Raw genomic sequence first — 18,054 nt, forward strand, 5'->3', positions numbered from 1 at the left:
GTTATTCCTCGCTCGTTACTGATACTTGGCCGCGCGCTGGATCAGCTGATCCACACCGGGCTCTTTCGGGTTAGCCGGCGTGCCCGGATGGATGATGCGTCCGGTGCATTTCTCGGCGGCGCGCACGATGTCGCGAAACGGCCCGCCGCGCGGGTCAAGCACGTAGGCCTTCTCTTCATCGTTGTAGGCGAAGATATGGGGATTGATCGTGGTGCACTCGTCGCAGGCGGTGCACTCCGGCGTTTCGACCCATACCGGCTCGAACGCCGCGGCACCCGTCGTGGCCGGCCGCGGCGCGCCGGCGCCGCCGGGCGCGGCGCCCACGGCAGCGCCATGACCATCGCCGGTTATCGAATGAATCGCCGCTTCGAGTTGTTGCGCCATCTCGCTGCGCGCCGCGGCGGCGATGGCGTCGGCGTCGATGTCGTTGCCGACGCCCGCAAGCGACTTGAGCAGCCGCCAGAACCCGCGCCGCTCCGCGCACGCCCGCACCATTTCCGGCGCCACCAGCACGCGCGTGAGATGGTTGTGTTTGTCGACCGCCCACACGAACGGGAAGCGGCCTTTGTGCTGGTCCTCGGAAAGATCGAGGTATTCGCTCAACGGCACCAGGTTGTCGTCCCCGAGTTCGCGCGGCGCCGGCCGGAAATGTTTGCGGAACCGGCCCTCGCTGAGGGCGAAATCGGCGAAGGTCAGGGGCAGCTCCATGGACACGGCGTTGCCGTTTTCATCCAGGTATCCAAGCTTGTACATCGGCCAGTCGGCCTCGACCGCGGGATTGCCGTCGAGATCGGTGCACTCCTTGAGCGTGGGCCCCTTGTCCGGGTTGTAACGGAACAGCGGATAGGCGCGCCCCTCGAGCGCCAGCTTGCTCTGGCGCGCGGCGGTATCGTCGGCCACGCCGTGTTCGGTCTGGCACACGGCGTACACGTTGAACACCGCGGGACGGCGACTGTTCAGGCCCTCGATGTAGCTCTCGATGAGGTGGGTGACGTTGGCGATCGATCCCTGCATCACGTAGGCGGTACGATGCGCCAAGCCGATGAGACCCATCTCCTTGCGGATCTCGCTCTTGCCCTTGCGCGCGCTGCCGAACGGCGCCATGTCGGACACCTGGGCGAGGAAACCCGAGGTGCAGGCCTGGCCGCCGGTGTTGGAGTACACCTGGGTGTCGAGCACCAGCACCTTGATCGGCATGCCGGTCATCATCATGCGCGAGAGATTCTGGAAGCCGATGTCGTACATCGCGCCGTCGCCGCCGATCGACACCACGGGCGGACACAGATGGAACTCCGCGTCGCTGAACTGGCGCCAGTCGAAGCGGGCGAAGAACGGGTCGTGCTTGGCCGGTTCGTACTCGCCGTTCAGCTCGAGCTCGGCGCGGCGTATCGCCTTGAAGCCCTCGGCCATCTTGGCCATGTGACCCGAGAACACGCCCATGGCCACCGACGGTGAGTCCTGGAACAGATGGCTGCTCCACGGGAACGGGTAGGGGTTGTACGGAAAGGTCGAACCCCACACCGAGGTGCAGCCGGTGGCATTGATCACCCCCAGCGTGGCCCGGCCGCTGTGGTTGGCGTCGGCGGTGTACTGGTCTTTGAGTGCGTGGAGTTTCTCCAGCAAGCCGGTGACGCGCGTGAGCCACTCCGGATCGAGCGGTTGGGTGGTCCGCTGCGCGTCGAGACGCGCGGCCAGACGCGCCAGGGTCAGGTCCTGGGTGGCGCTCGAGGCCACGGCCGCCTGGATCGCCTGCGGATCGTTCAGGTCCATGCCCTCGGCGAGCTTCAGGCGAATGTGGGTGTCGAGTTTGTTGATGAGTCCGTCGAGATGCTCGAGATGCTGTTTCACCCGCGGCTGCATCAGTGCATTCACGGTCGCGGTAAACAGGTGAATCACGGTCTTCTCGCCGCAGCCCACGCACGCGCCGTCGCCGCAGACCATGGAGCGGTAGTTGGCTTTGTCGAGCAGCAGCGTCTCGAGCGCGCCGATGCGCGCGTCGAGATCGTCAATGCGGATATAGTCGGGCGCGGTGCTCGGCAGATCGAGCCAGAGGTCCCAGCGACGGCGCAATTGTTCGACGGCTTCGGGGGTCTGCTTGACGCTCTCGAGGGCGCCGTCGGCGCACACGGCGACGCACTCCATGCAGCCCTTGCAGGTGTACGGATTGACCGTGAGCGAGAACAGCCCGCCGCTGCCGGCGGCGCGCTTTTCCTTGACGTGGTAATAAGGCCGCGTGACGGCGAACTCAAAATCACCCAGGGCCTCGCGGAACCATTGGAATTCCTGCGCCAGCCCCTCGCGCTCGTCAGACGTCAGGGTGGATTCGGCCAGCGTGTCGTCTATGGCCCGGTCGAGCAGCGCGCGCACCTTGACCTCCGCACCCGCCGTGGCGATCGCGGCGTGCAACTTTTTTTCCACGCCGCGCACGGCGCGGCGCAGGTGGCGCGTCGGCCGGCCGCCGGTCTCGATGCGCTGGATCGCGGTGTTGCAGACCTCGCTGATGCTGTTCACCAACCCGGGAATGGCGCTGTCCGGGCAGACCGTGTAGCAGTCGCCGCAGGCGGTGCAGCGCTCCGGGACCCAGCGCGGAACCTCGAAGCGGATCTGGGTCATGTCGCGCAACGCCCCGGTCGCGGCCGGCATCAGGCCCAGGGCCATGAAGGGGTCGGCAAGGTTGTCGCTGCCGTCGCCGTTGGTGTAGAGGCTGCCGGTTTGTTCCCAAAAGCGATGAATGTCCGAGCGGCGGTCGTTGCTCGCCGGCATTCGCTTGAGCAGGATCGGCAAGGCGGGCTTCCTGCGCAGCGCGACCACGGCCGGTGCGCCGACGGTTTTGTCCGTGATCTCATGCAGCTCCTCGTAGCCGCGCCGCACCACCCGCAGGTTGTCCTCGACCACGTGGGTTCCCTTGGCCCCGAACTTTTCGCGCAGCTGGTCTTCGATCGCGCGGAACAGTTCGTCTTCCGGAAAACGTGCGATGCCGGCGTGATCGCAGGCGGCGAAGAACGACCCTTGAAACGCGTTGCCCTGCATGCGCATCTGCAACTCCGCATCGCTCGCCTCGGCGCGTGCGATTTTGAAGGCGTCGACATAGAACACGCGAATGTCCTGTTCGACAATGAACTTCTGCGCCGCCGCCGGCATCGACTGCCACACCGCTTCGGGCGTGGTCAGGTCGCTCTGAACGATGAACACGCCGCCGCGCCGCAGTCCGTGCAGCGGGTCGGAATAACGAAACACGTTCGGGTCGGGCGACAGCACCACGTCGACGTGTGTATATTCGCAGTTGATGCGGATCGGCTCGGGCGCGGCCGCGAGATAGAACGTCGTGGGCTGGCCCTTCTTCTCCGAGCCGTACTTGGGGTTGGCCTTGATGTGATAACCGAGCAGCTCGAACAGCGTCACCGCCAGGTTCTTGCCCGTGGTCATGGCGCCCCAGCCGCCCACCGAGTGCATGCGCGCCGTGATCGAACCCGGAGGCATGAGGTTGGGATTTTCGCTGCCGCGCACGCTGAGTTCGCGAATACGCGGGTAGGCGTCGAGCAGCGCCTGTTGATGCAGCTCCTGTTTCGGCGAGTCGGGATGGGGGTGCACGAAGTCGATCGAAAGGTAGAAAAACTTCTTCTTCGCGCCTTTGGGCTGCATGTTCTCGATTGCGCCGATGATCGCCTCCGGTTGCAGGTCGCGGCTGCCCAGTCCGAACGAGCCGGAATACAGCAGCGGGATGTGTGACGACTTGGCGTAGATGGCATAACCCGGATAAGGCAGTGCGCCGTCGCGCGCCAGCCCATTCTCGATGCACTTGCTGACGCAGGCGCGTACCTCGCGCATCAGCGGCAGGTCCTCGGCGAGCGGCTGGTCGGTGCGTTCGAGCACCGTGACGCCCTTGCGGCCCTTGAGCAATTCACCCAGCAGATCGCTGGGGAACGGACGGAACATGGTGAGGTTCACCACCCCCACGCGCAGGCGCCGTTGTTCGCGTAAGTAGTCGGCCACGGCCTCGGCGGTGCTCACCATGCTGCCCTGACCGAGGATGAGATAATCGGCGTCCTCGACGCGGTGGGTCAGAACGCGCCGGTAACGCCGGCCGGTCAATTCGTGGAACTCGGCCATGGTGCGGTCGGCCAAGGTTGCTACATGATCGAAGAAATACGGCCGCTGCGCCGCCACCGCCTGCATGTAGGCGTCTTGATTTTGTACGCAGCCCGAGGTCATGGGGTTGTCTACGTCCCACAGCGCCGGAATGCGCCGGCGGTGCGCGCCGAAGATCAGGCGCTGGGCCGGCGTCGGGGTGTCGATGAGGTCGTCCGGCCGGCCGAGGAACTCGGCGATCAGCTCGCGCTCGGGCAGCAGCAGCGAATCGATCAGGTGCGTGGTGAGAAATCCGTCCTGGGCGACCAGGCCGGGATTGAGCGCGAGTTCCGCGATTTTGTGCGCGATCAGGCCCAGGTCGCACACCTCCTGCGCGTTCTTGCCCATGAGCTGAAAGAATCCGGTGTCATCCACGGCGTGGTAGTCGTCATGACCCGCGTGTACGTTCAGGCTCGCCTTGGTGATGGCGCGGCTGCCGACGTTGAGCACGTAGGTCAGGCGCTTGCCGACGGCGGCGTACAGCGACTCGTGCATGTACGCGATGCCCTGACCGGAGGAGAAGTTCGTGGCCCGCAGGCCGCTCATGGCGAGTCCGGCGGTCACGCCGGCGGCGGCGTGTTCGCCTTCGGGCTCGATGAAGATGAGCGGACGGTTCGAGATATTGAGATGCCCCTGGCTCGCGGCTTCGGCCCAGTACTCGCCCATCTGGGTGGAAGGCGTGATCGGGTAGGCGCCCGCGGCATCGCTCGCGTCGCGCTCGCACATGACCACGGCGGCACTACCGTCCAGCGCCTTGCGGATGCCGGGATACTTGAATTTCGGCGGTTTGCGAAAAACCGCGAAGGGCCCGCGCTTGGTCGCCACCTTGACCGCTCCCTCCGCCACTGTCTCAACGGCATCCATATCCATCGGGATGTTATCGGTTGTATTTTTGGTCATGGGGTTTTCTCCACAGGCAATGCTTCCTTGCGCAGGATTTTGGCGGCACGGCGGCCCTTGATGACTTTTTCACCGGACTCCATCCACACGATCGCGCCGGTCGGGCAGCGCTCGATGGCGTCGCGCGTCGCGCGTACGTTTTTTGTGTAATCGATAACCGCGAGGTTTTCCTTGATCGCGATCAGTTCCGCGGGTGCGTCCGCCACGCAGCGGCCGCAGGCGTTGCAGATCACCTCGCATTGCGCCTCGGCCTCGGCCCCGAAGTCGCGGTTGCTGCACGCGACCCAAAGCTTGCAACTTTCGTTCTGGAGTGAAATGAGATTCTTGGGGCACACTTCGATGCAGTCGTTGCAGGCGATGCAGTATGCGTCGTGCACGACCGGGAGCTGGAACGGATCCATGTGGATGGCATCGAAGTCGCACACGTCGACGCAGTCACCGAAGCCGAGGCAGCCCCAGGCGCAGCCCTTGCCGCCGCCCGCCACGAGATGCGCCGCGCGGCAGCTTTCCAGACCGGCGTAGCGCGCGCGGTTGATGGCGACCTGACGCCCCCCGGCGCAGGCAATACGCGCCACGCGTTTTTCCTGTGCACCCACGGTCACGGCCAGCAGACTGGCAATCGTCTGGGCCTGCGCCGGCGTGCACACGGTGCACTGGCCCGGCGCAATATCTCCGCGGATCGCGGCTTCGGCAAACGCGCGACAGCCGGCGGTGCCGCAGGCGCCGCAGTTATTGCGTGGCAGCAGCGCCTCGACTTCGTCGATGCGCGGGTCTTCGTAGACATAGAGTTTTTTGTTCGCAGCCGAGAGCAGCGCGGCGAGTGAAACACCGAGCCCCGTCATGAACAGTCCTGCGGTGGCCAACATCGCCGCCGATGTCATCATGGCTGGTTCCTCCGATCGGAAACCGAGCTGCACCGATGCAGGTACTTGCACCGGATTCGGAATCAATATAATGAAAACCAGGGAGCTTGAGTAGCATTTAATGCATTACTAATATTCAACGGGGCGTCGAGCAAGTGATAATCATTCTTAGACTTGTTCGAGCTGATTGACCGAAACGGTCGGATATTCTTTTGCGCTTATGTCTGTGAGCTTGAAACGATGCGTGATACCACGCGCCGCCGCGGGAAAGTGGTGAGCGGCGGTTCCACTTGGTTCCACGGATTAATCTTTAATGATCATGATTCGGAATATAGGGAGGCTGCATGAAAGTATCCCTCAAACCCGGCATAACTCACGAGCTTAGATTCCGCTTGCCGGAATCCAAGACTGTCCCGCATCTCTATCCGGAGGCGGCGGAATTCCAGGCGATGCCGCGCGTGTTCGCCACCGGCTTCCTGGTCGGCTTCATCGAGTGGGCCTGCATCCAGGCAGTGCACGCGCATCTCGACTGGCCGCGCGAACAGAGCGTGGGCACGCACGTGAATATCAGCCACCTTGCGGCGACGCCACCGGGGCTGGAAGTCGTGGCGCGGGTACGGCTCGTCGAGGTGGACGGCCGGCGACTGGTATTCGAGATAGAGGCGAGCGACGGCGTGGACGTGATCAGTCGCGGCACGCACGAGCGTTTCGTTATCGACGCGGAGAGATTCATTCAAAAAGTACGGCAGAAGACGACAGCCGGCGGCGTGTGACGCGTTTCAGCGGCGGCGTCAAACCAGGATCAGCGCTTTAACCCCAGCGGATCGTCCGGATTCACGCCATCCTGAAACGGTTTCTTGCGGTCGTTATTGGTGACCTGATAAACCTTGCCGATCCAGTTGTTGATCACGGCCTCGGCGGTGTCGTGCCAGGTGTTATCGAGGTTAGGTACGATGATGGATTCCGGCAGGCCGGTAACCGGAGCGCCCCTGGCCTTGGCCGTGACGACTACGTCCCGGTGCTCATCCAGAATCGCCTCGGTAATGAGGCTGAAGTAGTTTTCCGGGAACGGCGGGTAATCCGCGCGTTCGCTTTTGACGAAGCGCGTGATCTCGCGCTTGTATTCCTTGAACAGGCTGATGGTGTCGTACTCCGGGTGACCCTGGAAAAATATAATGCGAAAGCGGTCCGCGCTCGCGGCCAGGTGCACGCCGGCCTCGTCGCTTTCGGCCAGGATATGCAGCCCCGCGGCCTCGAACTGCTCGCGGTCGATCTGGTTGAAGCGCGAGTGCGGCACGTCGAAGCGGGTATTCACGTCGGACACCAGCGGGTGCTTGCGGTCCACCACGCTATGGGAATAAACCCCCCAACGCTTGAAACCCAGGTGCCGGCGTTTTTTTCCGTAGCGGAACTGGAGCACAGCATGGGTCGCGAGGCACGAGCACAGCGTGGACGTGACGTTGTCGTAGGCCCAGTCGATCACCTTGTTGAGCGGTTTCCAGAAGGGCTCGAGCGCCAGATCCGGTTGGGTCACGTTCGCGCCGGTGATGATCAGCGCATCCAGACCCTGTTCCTTGATCTGGTCGAAGCTCTCGTAGTACTGGCTGACATAGGCCTCGGCCTCGGGACTGCGCTTGAGTTCTTTCAGCGTGAACGGGTGCATGTAGAACTGCGCGATCTGGTTGGCCTCGCCCACGAGCCGGAAGAACTGGCGCTCGGTCGCGGCCAGCGCCGCGTCCGGCATCATGTTGAGCAGGCCGATATGCAACTCGCGGATGTCCTGATGCAGCGCGACGTCGCGCGACACGACATTCTCGCCTTCCTGCTTGAGGCGATCGAAGGTCGGCAGCTTGGAGTTGGCAACCAGTGGCATGGCGGGAGCGGACTTACCTATCCAGAACTTTTTCCACGAGTCGCAGGAAGCCCGCCTCGTCGCGCACTTCCTTGAGCTCGTCGGTGGTGATGGTGTAACCGTGCTGGTCGGCGATCGCCTGGTAACGCGGCACGCGCGAATGAAACAGGCGCGGGAACATCCAGCGCACGAAATCATCCGGATCGATCTGTGCCACGTAGGCGCAGCCCCTGTCGCGCAGGTAGATCTCCAGCTGCTCGTCGAGGAACGCCTCGCGATAGTAGAGCGGTTTCGGGTCGTCCTCGGCGCGGCGGATCAGTTCCTGCTCGTCTTTTTCGTTGGCCCTGAGATACAGGATCAGTGTATGGTCGGCCAGCACCTGGATCGTCGCCGGATCGTCCAGTTCGCACAGCGAGCCGCCGGCGTCATTGACGAAGTGGCGGTAACCGTAGATCTCGCCGGCCTTGCGGATGAATTCCGGCACGTCGCGCATCGCGGCGATCTCCGCCTGCCGGTGCAGTTCCTGGCGGTGCTTGAATTCCTTGAGACCGAGACCGCCCTTTTCCGGGTTGCCCAGCTTGCCGAGGAAGCTCGACACCGGCTGGAGATTGTCCACGGTGATGTTATTGCGGATGTAGATCGAGTCCGAGCGCAGCAGCTCGCGCAGGAACGGCACCTGCATCGCCTGTTGCTTGATGTGGTCGAGAATCGGCTCATCCAGATAGCGCGTGCCGATGCGGTAGTCGCCCGAATAATGGAACCAGTTGCGCTTGCGCAGCCGCGCGGCCAGGCGCGTCTTGCCCACCCCGGACATTCCGAGGAGGGTGACGCACTTGTTGTCCCAGGCCTTGAAGTCTTTGGCGCTTAATTTCATGCAGGGGTTGTCTGCCGATGGTCTGTCTATTGTATGACAGGATTGGCCGAATCGCCTGCGCCTGTCGGGGCGCGCGGCGTCGCGCCCGGTCGTCTCGTTATTCCCGGGACTCGCCGCTATAATGGCCGCCCTTTTGCGACCGTTCCGACAAAAAATTCATGACCACCGCTATTCCGATCAAGCTCGAGGGCGATATAAAAATCACCCCCGAAAACAAATGCACCTACTGCCGGGGCGCGACCTGCTGCACCTACTTTACCCATCACATCGATACGCCGCGTTCGATGGAGGATTTTGACCTGCTGCTGTGGCAAATCTCGCACCAGAACACTCAGATGTACAGGGACGAGGACGGCTGGTTTCTGCTGATCAACAACCCCTGCCGGCATCTGCAACCCGGCGGGCGCTGCGGGATCTATGAGACCCGCCCGCAGATTTGCCGCGAGCATTCAAACGATGGCTGCGAATTTGAGGGACCGAGCGGTGAGGAGGATTTCGAACTGTTTTTTCGCGACTACGATTCGCTGCTCGCCCATTGCCGCAAGAAGTTCAAGAACTGGGACCGGCGGTTCAAGAACGCTGGCCCGCAGCAGGCACGCGCCCCGCAAGCTCAAGCGTAAATATGTTTCCCAGCGCCTTGCGCATTTCGTTGATGCTGACGTGCTGGCCCTCATGCGGCAGGGCCTCCTGGCCGCAGGACATAAGAAACACCTGAGGCTGCCTGGCGGAGCGCAGCATGAGCCGCGTCCTGTACGTCTGCGTGCTGGAACCGTCGCGGTTCATCCCGACGTTGATCCCGATGCCGACCGACAGTTGCGCGGTCTGAAGACCGTCGAGCGCGACGCTATCACCGGTTTCCTGCACCACCTTGATGATCTCGAAATCGTCGGGCTGCACGGTTTGCCCCGTGTCGCGGCGATGAATCAGTTCGAATTTGCAGTGCGGATAATACTGGTTGATCCGGCCCGCCGGCACGACCTCGCCGCCCTGCAAATATACCGCCACCTTATCGGCCGGAATGGTAACGGTGCGTGTGAGCGTCAGCGTCGAGCCGGTGGGAACGAGATAAAACGGCGAGTTTTCGTTGCCCTCGTAGGCGGCTGTCTGGCAGGCGGTAAGGAAGGCAACAACGGACAGGAGAATAAGCTGTCGCATATCTACCTCCATCCCGGGGCGTCGCGATCGGCTGAAATGATACGCTAAATTTCCGGTACCTGACAGCCGGGTCCGCCGTCAATAAAACGCCTTCTCTCCGGCGGGACGCACGCGAAAACGTTTGTACACCCACTGATACTGCTCCGGCGCGGCGCGCACGCATTTCTCCACCATCGCATTGACCGTGGCTGCGGAAGATTCGATGCCGCCATGATTGATGTCCGGCGAGGCGGGGAGAAAATGCAGGTGATAACCGCGCCCGTGCGGCAGGCGCTCGGCGTAGGCGAACATCACGGGCGCGCCGGTTTTGATCGCGAGGCGTGACAGCAACACCATGGTGCTCGCCGGAATACCGAAGAACGGCGCGAACACGCTGCCGCTGCGCGTGGACGGAACCTGGTCCGGCAGGATCGCGACCATCTCACCGCGCTCGATCGCCTTGTACAGCGCGCGGATGCCGGTGTTGTCGGCGGACACGAGGCGCGCGCTGAAGCGCTCGCGTGTCGCGCGCATCAGTTTCCCCATCTGCGAGATGGGCGGTGCGCGGAACAGGCTGGTCATGGGGTGGTGCAGCGAGCCCCAGAGTCCGATCATCTCCCATGCACCCAGGTGCGGAACCGCGAGCAGCAGTCCCTGGCCGCGGTGTAGCGCTTTTTCCAGCTTGTCTTTACCGCTGACTCGCCGCACCAACCGGCGGATTTTTTTTTCGTTGCGTGTCCAAAGCACGCCGATCTCGGTGACGGACTTGCCAAGCTCGATCATGTTGCGCCGCAATAACCGCTGGCGCGCCCCTCGACTCATTTCGGGAAAACACAATTCAATGTTGATTTCGGCGGTGCGCCGGCGTTTGTTGGGGATGACCAGAAACAACCAGCCTAAGACGGCACCCAGCGCATGCGCCACCGGCAGGGGAAGCGCGGCGAACAGATGAAACACGAGCTTGAGAAAAAACGCGCGCATCAGGAGCCGGGCATGATCTCGCGGAAACTGCGGATGCCCCGGAATTCGCCGACGTCCTTTTCCGGCAATTTCGAGTCCGGTTTGTACACGGCGAGCAGCTGGCCGATGCCGTGGGCTCGCGCCGAGCGCAGCACCGGCAGGCTGTCGTCGATGAGCAGGGCGGATTTTTTGTCGAACGGTTGTATTTTCTGCATCCGGTTCCAGAAATCCATGTGCTCTTTCGGCAGGCCGAGATCGTGCGAGCACACCACGGCGTCGAAATGTTCGCCAAGCGCGGTGCGGCGGAACTTGATGGCCAGTGTCTTGCCGTGGGCGTTGGTGACGAGCACGATGCGTTTCTGGAGCGCCTTCACCGCTTCGAGAAAATCCAGCACATGCGGATGCACGGCGATCAGATGGTCGACTTCTTCCTTGAGTTGCGGAATGTCGAGCCGGAGTTCGCGGCTCCAATAGTCCACGCAATACCAGTCGAGCGTGCCTTCCGCGCGTTTGTACCGTCCCAGCACCTCGGCTTTGGCTTCCGCGGCGGGAAGCGCGTGCGTCTCGGCGTAACGGCGTGGGACGTGCTCGAGCCAGAAGTGGTTGTCGTAATGCAGGTCGAGCAGCGTGCCATCGAGGTCGAGCAGCAGGGTATCGAGCTTGTTCCAGGCGATCATGGAAGCGGACAACGGGAAGGAGAACGGACTCAGCGGCCGTGCAGCCAGGCGTCGGCCGTCGTCGCGTCTTCGAAATGTTTTATCTCGGCGTCGGTGAACGCCGATGGCAGCCAGCCGAGCCAGGTTGCCCACAGCTTGCCCGTGACCACGGCGATGCGCCTGAAGTCGCGGGAGTGAGCGCGGGTGAACCGGATGTCCTCCCACATGACGTCCACGGTGTAGCCCGACATCTTGGTCAGGTCGAGCAGCAGTTTTATTTTGGGCGCCCCCCGCAATTCATTGTTGACGGCCGTCTCGAATTCGCGGAAATCCGCGAGCGAAAGCTCGGCATAGACCGACACCTTGAGCAGGTCCTTTTCTTCCTCAATGACGATCATGCGGGCAGGTCTCGCGACGTGAAATTTCCTTCGGTACAAGCATATACCCGATTCCCCGCGGATGAAATTCCCAAATTTTGTTCCCGGGCTAAAAAGGATTAATCTTCCCCACCACCATGAGCCGAAAGCCCGTCATCACTAACACCGAAACCATCGCACACACACGTCTCTTCCGTGTCGAACGGGTTGGTTTGCGTTTCGCCAATGGACGGGAAGTGAGCTACGAGCGTCTGCGCAGTTCCCCGGCCGGGGCGGTGATGGTGGTGCCGATGCTGGATGACACCACGGTGCTGCTGATCCGTGAATACGCCGCCGGGGTGGAACGCTATGAACTGTCGCTGCCCAAGGGACGTATTGAGGACGGCGAATCGATCGTCGCGGCCGCCAACCGCGAAATCATGGAGGAGATCGGCTACGGGGCGCGGCGCCTGACCCATCTCAAGTCGGTGACGCTCGCGCCCGGCTATTTCAGCCACGCCACCCATCTGGTGCTGGCGCAGGATCTCTACCCCGAACGTCTCGAGGGCGATGAGCCGGAGGCGATCGAAGTCGTGCCGTGGTCGCTCGACCGTCTGACCGAGCTTTGCGCGCGCGAGGAATGCACCGAGGCGCGTTCCATTGCCGGACTGTTTCTGGTGCGCGATCAGCTGGCGGGAAGGCGCTGAGCGCGCGTGACGGATTTCAATCCCGGCGTTCATCTGCAGGCGGTGCGCGAGATCGCGCACGCCGCGGGCCGGTGTATCCTCGACGTGTACGAGCGCGAGTTCAAGGTGGAGCACAAGGAAGACCGTACGCCGCTGACCGAGGCCGACCGCGCCGCGCATGAGATCATCGTCTCACAGCTTCAGGCGCTGACACCCGATATCCCGGTGCTGTCGGAGGAATCGGCCGCGGTCGATTACGATACGCGCGCCGGCTGGAAACGGTTCTGGCTCGTGGACCCGCTTGACGGCACCAAGGAATTCATCAACCGTAACGGCGAGTTCACCGTCAACATCGCCCTGATCGAAGAGAGCCGACCGGTGCTGGGCGTGGTGTACGTGCCGGTGCCGGCGCTCACCTATTACGCCTGCGCGGGACAGGGGGCGTACAAACAGAAAGGCGAGTGTGCGGTTCAACCCACTCGCGTGCGCCGTTTTGACGGCGGCAAGCCGATCGTGGTGGCGAGCCGTTCGCATGCCGGCAAGGAAACCGAGGCGTTTCTAAAAAATATCGGCGAACATGATATCGTGAGCATGGGTAGCGCGCTCAAACTCTGTCTGGTCGCGGAAGGCGCGGCCGACGTGTATCCGCGTCTCGGCCCGACGATGGAGTGGGACACGGCGGCGGCGCAATGCGTAGTCGAGGCCGCCGGCGGGCGCGTGACTGATCTCCACCGACAGCCGCTGGTCTACAACAAACCCTCGCTGCTGAATCCCTGGTTCCTGGTGAGCGCCGCCGGCGATTACGACTGGTACCGCTACCTTCCCGCCGCGTGAATGGTGCGCTCTCCGACGATATCCCCAAACCCACTTTATCTTTGTATCGACCAGGGCGGACACGCGAGCCGCGCGCTGGTGTTTGACGGCCGCGGTGTGTTGCACGCCAGTTCGCTGCGCGAAGTCGGTGTCCAGGTACTGCCGCCGGATCGGGTGGAACAGGACCCGGAAGAACTGGTGGCTTCGCTTCAGGATTCAATCGTGGAAGCGGTGACTTCTCTCGGCGATCGAGCCGATCATATCGCCAGCGCGGGTATCGCCACGCAGCGCGCGAGCATCGTCTGCTGGGACCGGCGCACGGGCGTGGCGTTGTCGCCCGTCATCAGCTGGCAGGACCGGCGCGCATATGAATGGCTCGGCCGGTTTTCAGCACATGCCGGCGAAGTCCATCAGCGCACCGGGCTCAGGCTTTCGGCGCATTACGGCGCTTCCAAGTTGCGCTGGTGCCTCGATCATCTGCCGGCGGTAACGGCGGCCCGGCGCGAAGGACGCCTCGCCATGGGACCACTCGCCAGCTTTCTGCTGTTCCGGCTGCTCGAGGAAAAGCCGCTGCTGGCCGATCCCGCCAACGCCGCGCGCACGCTGCTGTGGGATATCCGCAGCATGGATTGGGATCCGTGGCTCCTCGAGCGCTTCGGCGTGCCCAAGCAGTTGCTGCCGCGCTGTGTGCCCACGCATTATCCCTTCGGCACCCTGACTGTGAATCAACGTCGCGTTCCATTGACCGTCGCCACCGGCGATCAGTCAGCGGCGCTGTTTTCGCTCGGCGCCCCGCAACCGGAAGCCGTTTATATCAACATGGGAACCGGCGCGTTCATCCAGCGCGCCTTCAACCAGGCGCCGGAAGCCGACGGTCTTCTCACCGGCATGGTTTATCGTGACGTGGACCGGGCCGTCCTCGTACTGGAAGGCACCGTCAACGGTGCCGGTGCGGCGCTTCAATGGACAGAACAGGAATGGGGGCTGGAAAATATCGAGGCGCGTTTGCCAGGGTGGTTGGCACGTGCAGGCGATATTCCGCTTTTTCTCAATGGCATCGGCGGCCTGGGTGCGCCGTACTGGGTGGCGGAATTCGACTCGCGTTTGATCGGCGACGGTGAGCCGTGGCAAAAGGCGGTGGCGGTGGTCGAGTCCATTGTATTTTTGCTTCAGACAAATCTTGAACTCATGCAAAAACTTCCGCCAGCCCCGGCGCGTCTTGTGGCGAGCGGCGGACTGGCGCGCCACGATGGCCTGTGTCAACGGATTTCGGATTTAAGTGGTTTGGCACTGTATCGGCCGGCGGAGCATGAAGCCACCGCGCGCGGGACGGCGTATCTGTTGGCGGGATTTCCCGGTGATTGGCCGGAGGAAAAACCGGGAACGCCGTTCGAGCCAAAACAAAATTCCGGACTCAGGCAACGCTACCAGCGCTGGCGCGCGGAGATGCAACGCGCACTATAGAGCCGCCGATCGTCAGGGTTTGTCCTCGACCAGAATGCGGTCCTTCGGGCCGGGCGCGGGGCTGTCACCAATAAGATAATTGTTTTCATGGTCGCCTCCTTGAAAAAGTCATTATCCCGCCAGAAGATCTGCGAACACGAATCCGTCGCGCTCCACCACCTCGCCCGTCTGCACCGCGATATGTCGGGCGAACATCGGTCCGGCGTAGCAGAAGCTGTGAAACTCACCGTTCTCGCCGCAGGGGTCAATATCCGATGGCAGTTCATCGAGCAGCGTGTCGTCAAACGTGCGCCCGGCAAATTCGCGCGCCAAATACTTGGGATCCACGCAGCTCAATTTCGCGCGCAACCCGGAGCGCACCATGTCACGCGCCAGCCGCGTCGTGTCCAGACCCCAGATCGGAAATACCGGTGTGATGCCGGTGTCGGCGAGCTGTTTGACACGGTAGGCTCGTATGTCCTCGAGAAACAGATCACCGAAGGCCATGTGCGTTACGCCGGCCGCGACCGCGCGTTCAATCAAGACGCGCATGCGTTGTTCGTATTCGATATTCGGGCAGGGATGCGGGAGCGGCACGCGCCACAGCGGCACGCCGGCCGCCGCGGACTGCGCCACGAGCAACTCCTCGCGCACGCCGTGCATCGCCACACGCGCGAAATTTTCATTGACGGTGGTGACGAGACCGACAATTTCATGTCGGTTCTGCGCGCGCAGGATGTGCAGTGCCCAAGCGCTGTCCTTACCGCTCGACCACGACAACAGCAGCTTCGGTTTGCTCATGGTTTTCCTCCCGGCCGCTCGAAACTGAGTGAGGCCCAGATGCTTTCCCATTGTGCTTCGCTGCCGCTTGGCGCCGGGATCATGTGCACGGCGGTCACGAGCCAGGTGCCATGGGGCTTGATATCGAAGGTGACGCGTCCTTCCTGGTCGGTGCGTGCCTTGAGCTTGTCGAGCGGCGCGGCCTTGTTGAAGGCGACCACCAGCGCGCCGGCGAGCGGCCGGTTTTCATACAGCAGGCGGAAGGGAATCGGTCCGTTGCCGGCATAGGGGCTTTTTTCCGCGACCAACTCGATGCGGAAGCCCAGCACCCGATCCGCCGGTGTCGCGGCAGTGCCGTTCATGACCAGCGCCTTGGCGCAGCGCGAATAGTTTTCCGTGATTTTCCCTTGCGACGGTTTGCCCTTGTTCAGCAGCGCCAGGTTTCGCTCCAGCCCTTCCTTGATAAGGTACTTTTCGAATTCCTCCGCGGTGTCGAAGCTCACGGAGAATTTCGCGCTGCGGTAACCGATGACCGTCAAGCCCGCCGCTGTGATCGGCACCGTGCCGGCCGGGTCGTCGCCCGGCAGCCCGGAGACGGGTTTCTCTCCCTGGGCGTTGACATAAACGTAGCGTTCGAACCATTCCGGGATATACGGCGCCGGTTCCCCCTTGAAATCCATGCCCACGTAAAGATGCACGGGAACTTTCTGTCCGACGGCCGGACGGAAGCTCTCGGGCTCGATCCAGAAATCATGGGCCTGAACCGCCGGGACAAAGCAAACAAAATAGAACAGTGTCGCGCGCCGGCGCGCTTTTTTTACAGTAGACTGACGGTGTTTTTGGGAGAACATGGCGGCGTGTGGACTGGCAGACAGTTGAACCGGAAGCAGTTCAAGCATAACACAGCCCCTCTGAACACCTCTACGCGGAACTCTTTGTTGTCGCCATGATGAAAGATCATTTCTGGTGTGTCCTGCTCGCACTGGCGGCGTTGTGCTGGCCGTTCGGTTCGATGGCGCACGAAATCCGACCGGCCATCGTGACGGTCACGTTCAAGACCGACGGCCGTTATCAAATCGACATCTCCGCCAACATGGAGGCGGTGCTCGCCGGCGTCAGTCCGAAGCACGCCGATACCAATGAATCGCCGAATGCGCGCACCTACAATCAGCTGCGCGCGTCGCCGGCCGCGGAACTGAAGGCGCGCATCCAGGATTTTTCCAGGAACTATCTCGCCGGTATTGCCATTGAATTCGACGGCGCGCGGGCCAGCCCGGTACTCGAAACGATCGAGGTGCCGGACGCGGGCGATCTGCAACGCGCGCGGTTGAGCACGCTGCATCTGGCGGGAACCGTGCCCGCCGGCGCACGCGAGTTCCGCTGGACCTACGCACCGGAGTTCGGTTCCAGCGTGTTGCGTTTGCAGCGGGAAGGCCGTGAAGGCATGACGGCGTTCTGGCTAAAGGAAGGCACTCGGAGCGAGCCGTATCCACTGGCCGGGGAAGTGAAACCGGTGGCGCGCGGCGAGGTCGTGCAGCAGTACACCGCGCTCGGGTTCTCGCATATCCTGCCCAAGGGGCTGGATCATATCCTCTTCGTGCTCGGCCTGTTTCTGCTCAGCGTGAAATGGAAGCCGCTGCTGATTCAAATCACGTCTTTCACGGTGGCCCACACCATCACGCTGGGTCTGTCCATCTACGGGTTCATTTCGTTGTCACCGGCGATCGTGGAGCCGCTGATCTCCGCCTCCATTGTGTACGTGGCGATCGAAAATGTAATCACTTCCGAATTGAAACCATGGCGCGCGTTCGTGGTGTTCGGCTTCGGCCTGTTGCACGGGATGGGATTCGCCGGGGTGTTGAGTGAAATCGGCCTGCCGCGCTCGGAATTCCTGACGGCGCTGCTGACGTTCAATCTCGGCGTGGAGTTGGGCCAGCTCAGCATCATCACCTTGGCTTATCTGCTGGTCGGTATGTGGTGGAAGAATAAGCCGTGGTATCACCAACGTATCGTGCGTCCGCTCTCGATCCTGATTGCCGCGGTCGGATTTTACTGGACGGTGCAGCGAATCTTCGGCTGAGCGCAACCCTAGGGACGTTCTGATTAATTATGGTTTTCGCTCCATGAATATAAAACGCATTATCAAAATCAGAGGCTTAAAGTTCCATGTCCACGGGTGATTTGAATTATTCAGAACGTCCCTAGCCGGTTCGCTGTTGCCAGGATAAAGGCGCGGAGAGATCGTAATCGTTATGACGTCGCGCCCCGGCCACGCGCCGTTCCACCCCTCGCCACGATTGGCGCTTCACGCGTTGTTCCGGACGCGAACGGTAGACACACTCGCGCACGGATAAGTGACTGCCATTCAGCATGGTGTTGTGCAGGTTTACGAGCGCTTCGCAGGCGGCCTGCTCCGGCACCAGATACACATGGCCGTAGCCCAGCGGCAAGCCGGTGGCGGTGTCGCGCATGACGATGGCGTTGATGATCGTGCCATAACCGCCGAACAACCGGCGCAGATCCTCCGCCGTGACCGCCGCCGTGAGATTGCCCACGAAGATATTCATTCCCGCCCCTGGGTGACCTGATGATCTAATTATTTTGCATCA

17 protein-coding genes are annotated in these 18,054 nt (G+C 62.3%); 6 read left to right on the forward strand and 11 right to left on the reverse strand.

Features of this window, described 5'->3' with window-relative positions; all coding sequences use genetic code 11:
- Positions 1-15 precede the first annotated feature (15 nt).
- Positions 16-5,028 carry a 2-oxoacid:acceptor oxidoreductase family protein gene (locus tag ACC569_RS02385; RefSeq protein WP_372521897.1) on the reverse strand — a complete coding sequence of 1,671 codons (5,013 nt, stop codon included), beginning with the start codon at positions 5,026-5,028 and terminating at the stop codon, positions 16-18.
- Complete coding sequence (locus ACC569_RS02390; protein WP_372521941.1) at positions 5,025-5,909, reverse strand: (Fe-S)-binding protein; 885 nt, start codon at positions 5,907-5,909, stop codon at positions 5,025-5,027. Before ACC569_RS02390 ends, ACC569_RS02385 begins: the two co-directional genes overlap by 4 nt.
- A gap of 326 nt (positions 5,910-6,235) precedes the next feature.
- Here ACC569_RS02390 and ACC569_RS02395 point away from each other — a divergent pair, with 326 nt between their 5' ends.
- Positions 6,236-6,664 carry a thioesterase family protein gene (locus ACC569_RS02395; protein ID WP_372521898.1) on the forward strand — a complete coding sequence of 143 codons (429 nt, stop codon included), beginning with the start codon at positions 6,236-6,238 and terminating at the stop codon, positions 6,662-6,664.
- Positions 6,665-6,693: 29 nt separating this feature from the next.
- On the opposite strand, the gene ACC569_RS02400 is transcribed toward ACC569_RS02395, so the two are convergent.
- Together ACC569_RS02400 and ACC569_RS02405 are read right to left on the reverse strand one after the other, a co-directional pair.
- Positions 6,694-7,764, reverse strand: a complete 1,071-nt coding sequence (locus ACC569_RS02400) for a homoserine O-succinyltransferase (RefSeq protein WP_372521899.1) — start codon at positions 7,762-7,764, stop codon at positions 6,694-6,696.
- 13 nt (positions 7,765-7,777) lie between these two features.
- On the reverse strand, positions 7,778-8,617 hold the full coding sequence (locus ACC569_RS02405) for an ATPase (protein WP_372521900.1): 840 nt from the start codon (positions 8,615-8,617) through the stop codon (positions 7,778-7,780).
- A gap of 158 nt (positions 8,618-8,775) precedes the next feature.
- On the opposite strand from ACC569_RS02405, the gene ACC569_RS02410 reads away from it, so the two are divergent.
- Positions 8,776-9,237, forward strand: coding sequence for a YkgJ family cysteine cluster protein (locus ACC569_RS02410; RefSeq protein WP_372521901.1), 462 nt, complete (start codon positions 8,776-8,778; stop codon positions 9,235-9,237).
- Here ACC569_RS02410 and ACC569_RS02415 read toward each other — a convergent pair.
- The 4 genes from ACC569_RS02415 to ACC569_RS02430 all read right to left on the reverse strand — a co-directional run bounded on the left by ACC569_RS02415 (position 9,188) and on the right by ACC569_RS02430 (position 11,765).
- Positions 9,188-9,772, reverse strand: a complete 585-nt coding sequence (locus tag ACC569_RS02415) for a hypothetical protein (RefSeq protein ID WP_372521902.1) — start codon at positions 9,770-9,772, stop codon at positions 9,188-9,190. The two genes, ACC569_RS02410 and ACC569_RS02415, sit on opposite strands and share 50 nt — an antisense overlap.
- Positions 9,773-9,850: 78 nt before the next feature.
- Positions 9,851-10,732: a lysophospholipid acyltransferase family protein gene (locus ACC569_RS02420; protein ID WP_372521903.1), complete on the reverse strand. Its 882-nt coding sequence runs from the start codon at positions 10,730-10,732 to the stop codon at positions 9,851-9,853.
- Entirely contained in the window at positions 10,732-11,388 is a 657-nt protein-coding gene (gene yrfG / locus ACC569_RS02425) for a GMP/IMP nucleotidase (RefSeq protein WP_372521904.1), read from the reverse strand. The genes ACC569_RS02420 and yrfG overlap by 1 nt, the downstream gene beginning before the upstream one ends.
- A 29-nt stretch (positions 11,389-11,417) precedes the next feature.
- Positions 11,418-11,765, reverse strand: a complete 348-nt coding sequence (locus ACC569_RS02430; protein WP_372521905.1) for an STAS/SEC14 domain-containing protein — start codon at positions 11,763-11,765, stop codon at positions 11,418-11,420.
- A gap of 116 nt (positions 11,766-11,881) precedes the next feature.
- On the opposite strand from ACC569_RS02430, the gene nudE reads away from it, so the two are divergent.
- Genes nudE through ACC569_RS02445 form a run of 3 tightly spaced genes read left to right on the forward strand, consistent with a single transcriptional unit; the run spans position 11,882 to position 14,686 of the window.
- Positions 11,882-12,430, forward strand: a complete 549-nt coding sequence (gene nudE, locus ACC569_RS02435; RefSeq protein ID WP_372521906.1) for an ADP compounds hydrolase NudE — start codon at positions 11,882-11,884, stop codon at positions 12,428-12,430.
- A gap of 6 nt (positions 12,431-12,436) precedes the next feature.
- Positions 12,437-13,243, forward strand: coding sequence for a 3'(2'),5'-bisphosphate nucleotidase CysQ (gene cysQ / locus ACC569_RS02440; RefSeq protein ID WP_372521907.1), 807 nt, complete (start codon positions 12,437-12,439; stop codon positions 13,241-13,243).
- Positions 13,244-14,686 (forward strand): FGGY family carbohydrate kinase, encoded by a 1,443-nt coding sequence (locus ACC569_RS02445; protein WP_372521908.1) that lies wholly within the window; start codon positions 13,244-13,246, stop codon positions 14,684-14,686.
- Positions 14,687-14,797: 111 nt separating this feature from the next.
- On the opposite strand, the gene ACC569_RS02450 is transcribed toward ACC569_RS02445, so the two are convergent.
- Together ACC569_RS02450 and ACC569_RS02455 are read right to left on the reverse strand one after the other, a co-directional pair.
- Positions 14,798-15,466 (reverse strand): ATP-binding protein, encoded by a 669-nt coding sequence (locus ACC569_RS02450; RefSeq protein WP_372521909.1) that lies wholly within the window; start codon positions 15,464-15,466, stop codon positions 14,798-14,800.
- Positions 15,463-16,344, reverse strand: a complete 882-nt coding sequence (locus tag ACC569_RS02455; RefSeq protein ID WP_372521910.1) for a DUF4198 domain-containing protein — start codon at positions 16,342-16,344, stop codon at positions 15,463-15,465. Before ACC569_RS02455 ends, ACC569_RS02450 begins: the two co-directional genes overlap by 4 nt.
- A gap of 47 nt (positions 16,345-16,391) precedes the next feature.
- On the opposite strand from ACC569_RS02455, the gene ACC569_RS02460 reads away from it, so the two are divergent.
- Positions 16,392-17,525, forward strand: a complete 1,134-nt coding sequence (locus ACC569_RS02460; RefSeq protein WP_372521911.1) for a HupE/UreJ family protein — start codon at positions 16,392-16,394, stop codon at positions 17,523-17,525.
- A 121-nt stretch (positions 17,526-17,646) separates the two neighbouring features.
- Here the strand turns inward: ACC569_RS02460 and ACC569_RS02465 are convergent, their stop codons facing one another.
- Entirely contained in the window at positions 17,647-18,012 is a 366-nt protein-coding gene (locus ACC569_RS02465; RefSeq protein WP_372521912.1) for an RNA recognition motif domain-containing protein, read from the reverse strand.
- Positions 18,013-18,054: the final 42 nt, after the last annotated feature.

The organism is Sulfuricaulis sp. (assembly GCF_041499725.1).
GTDB lineage: Bacteria > Pseudomonadota > Gammaproteobacteria > Acidiferrobacterales > Sulfurifustaceae > Sulfuricaulis.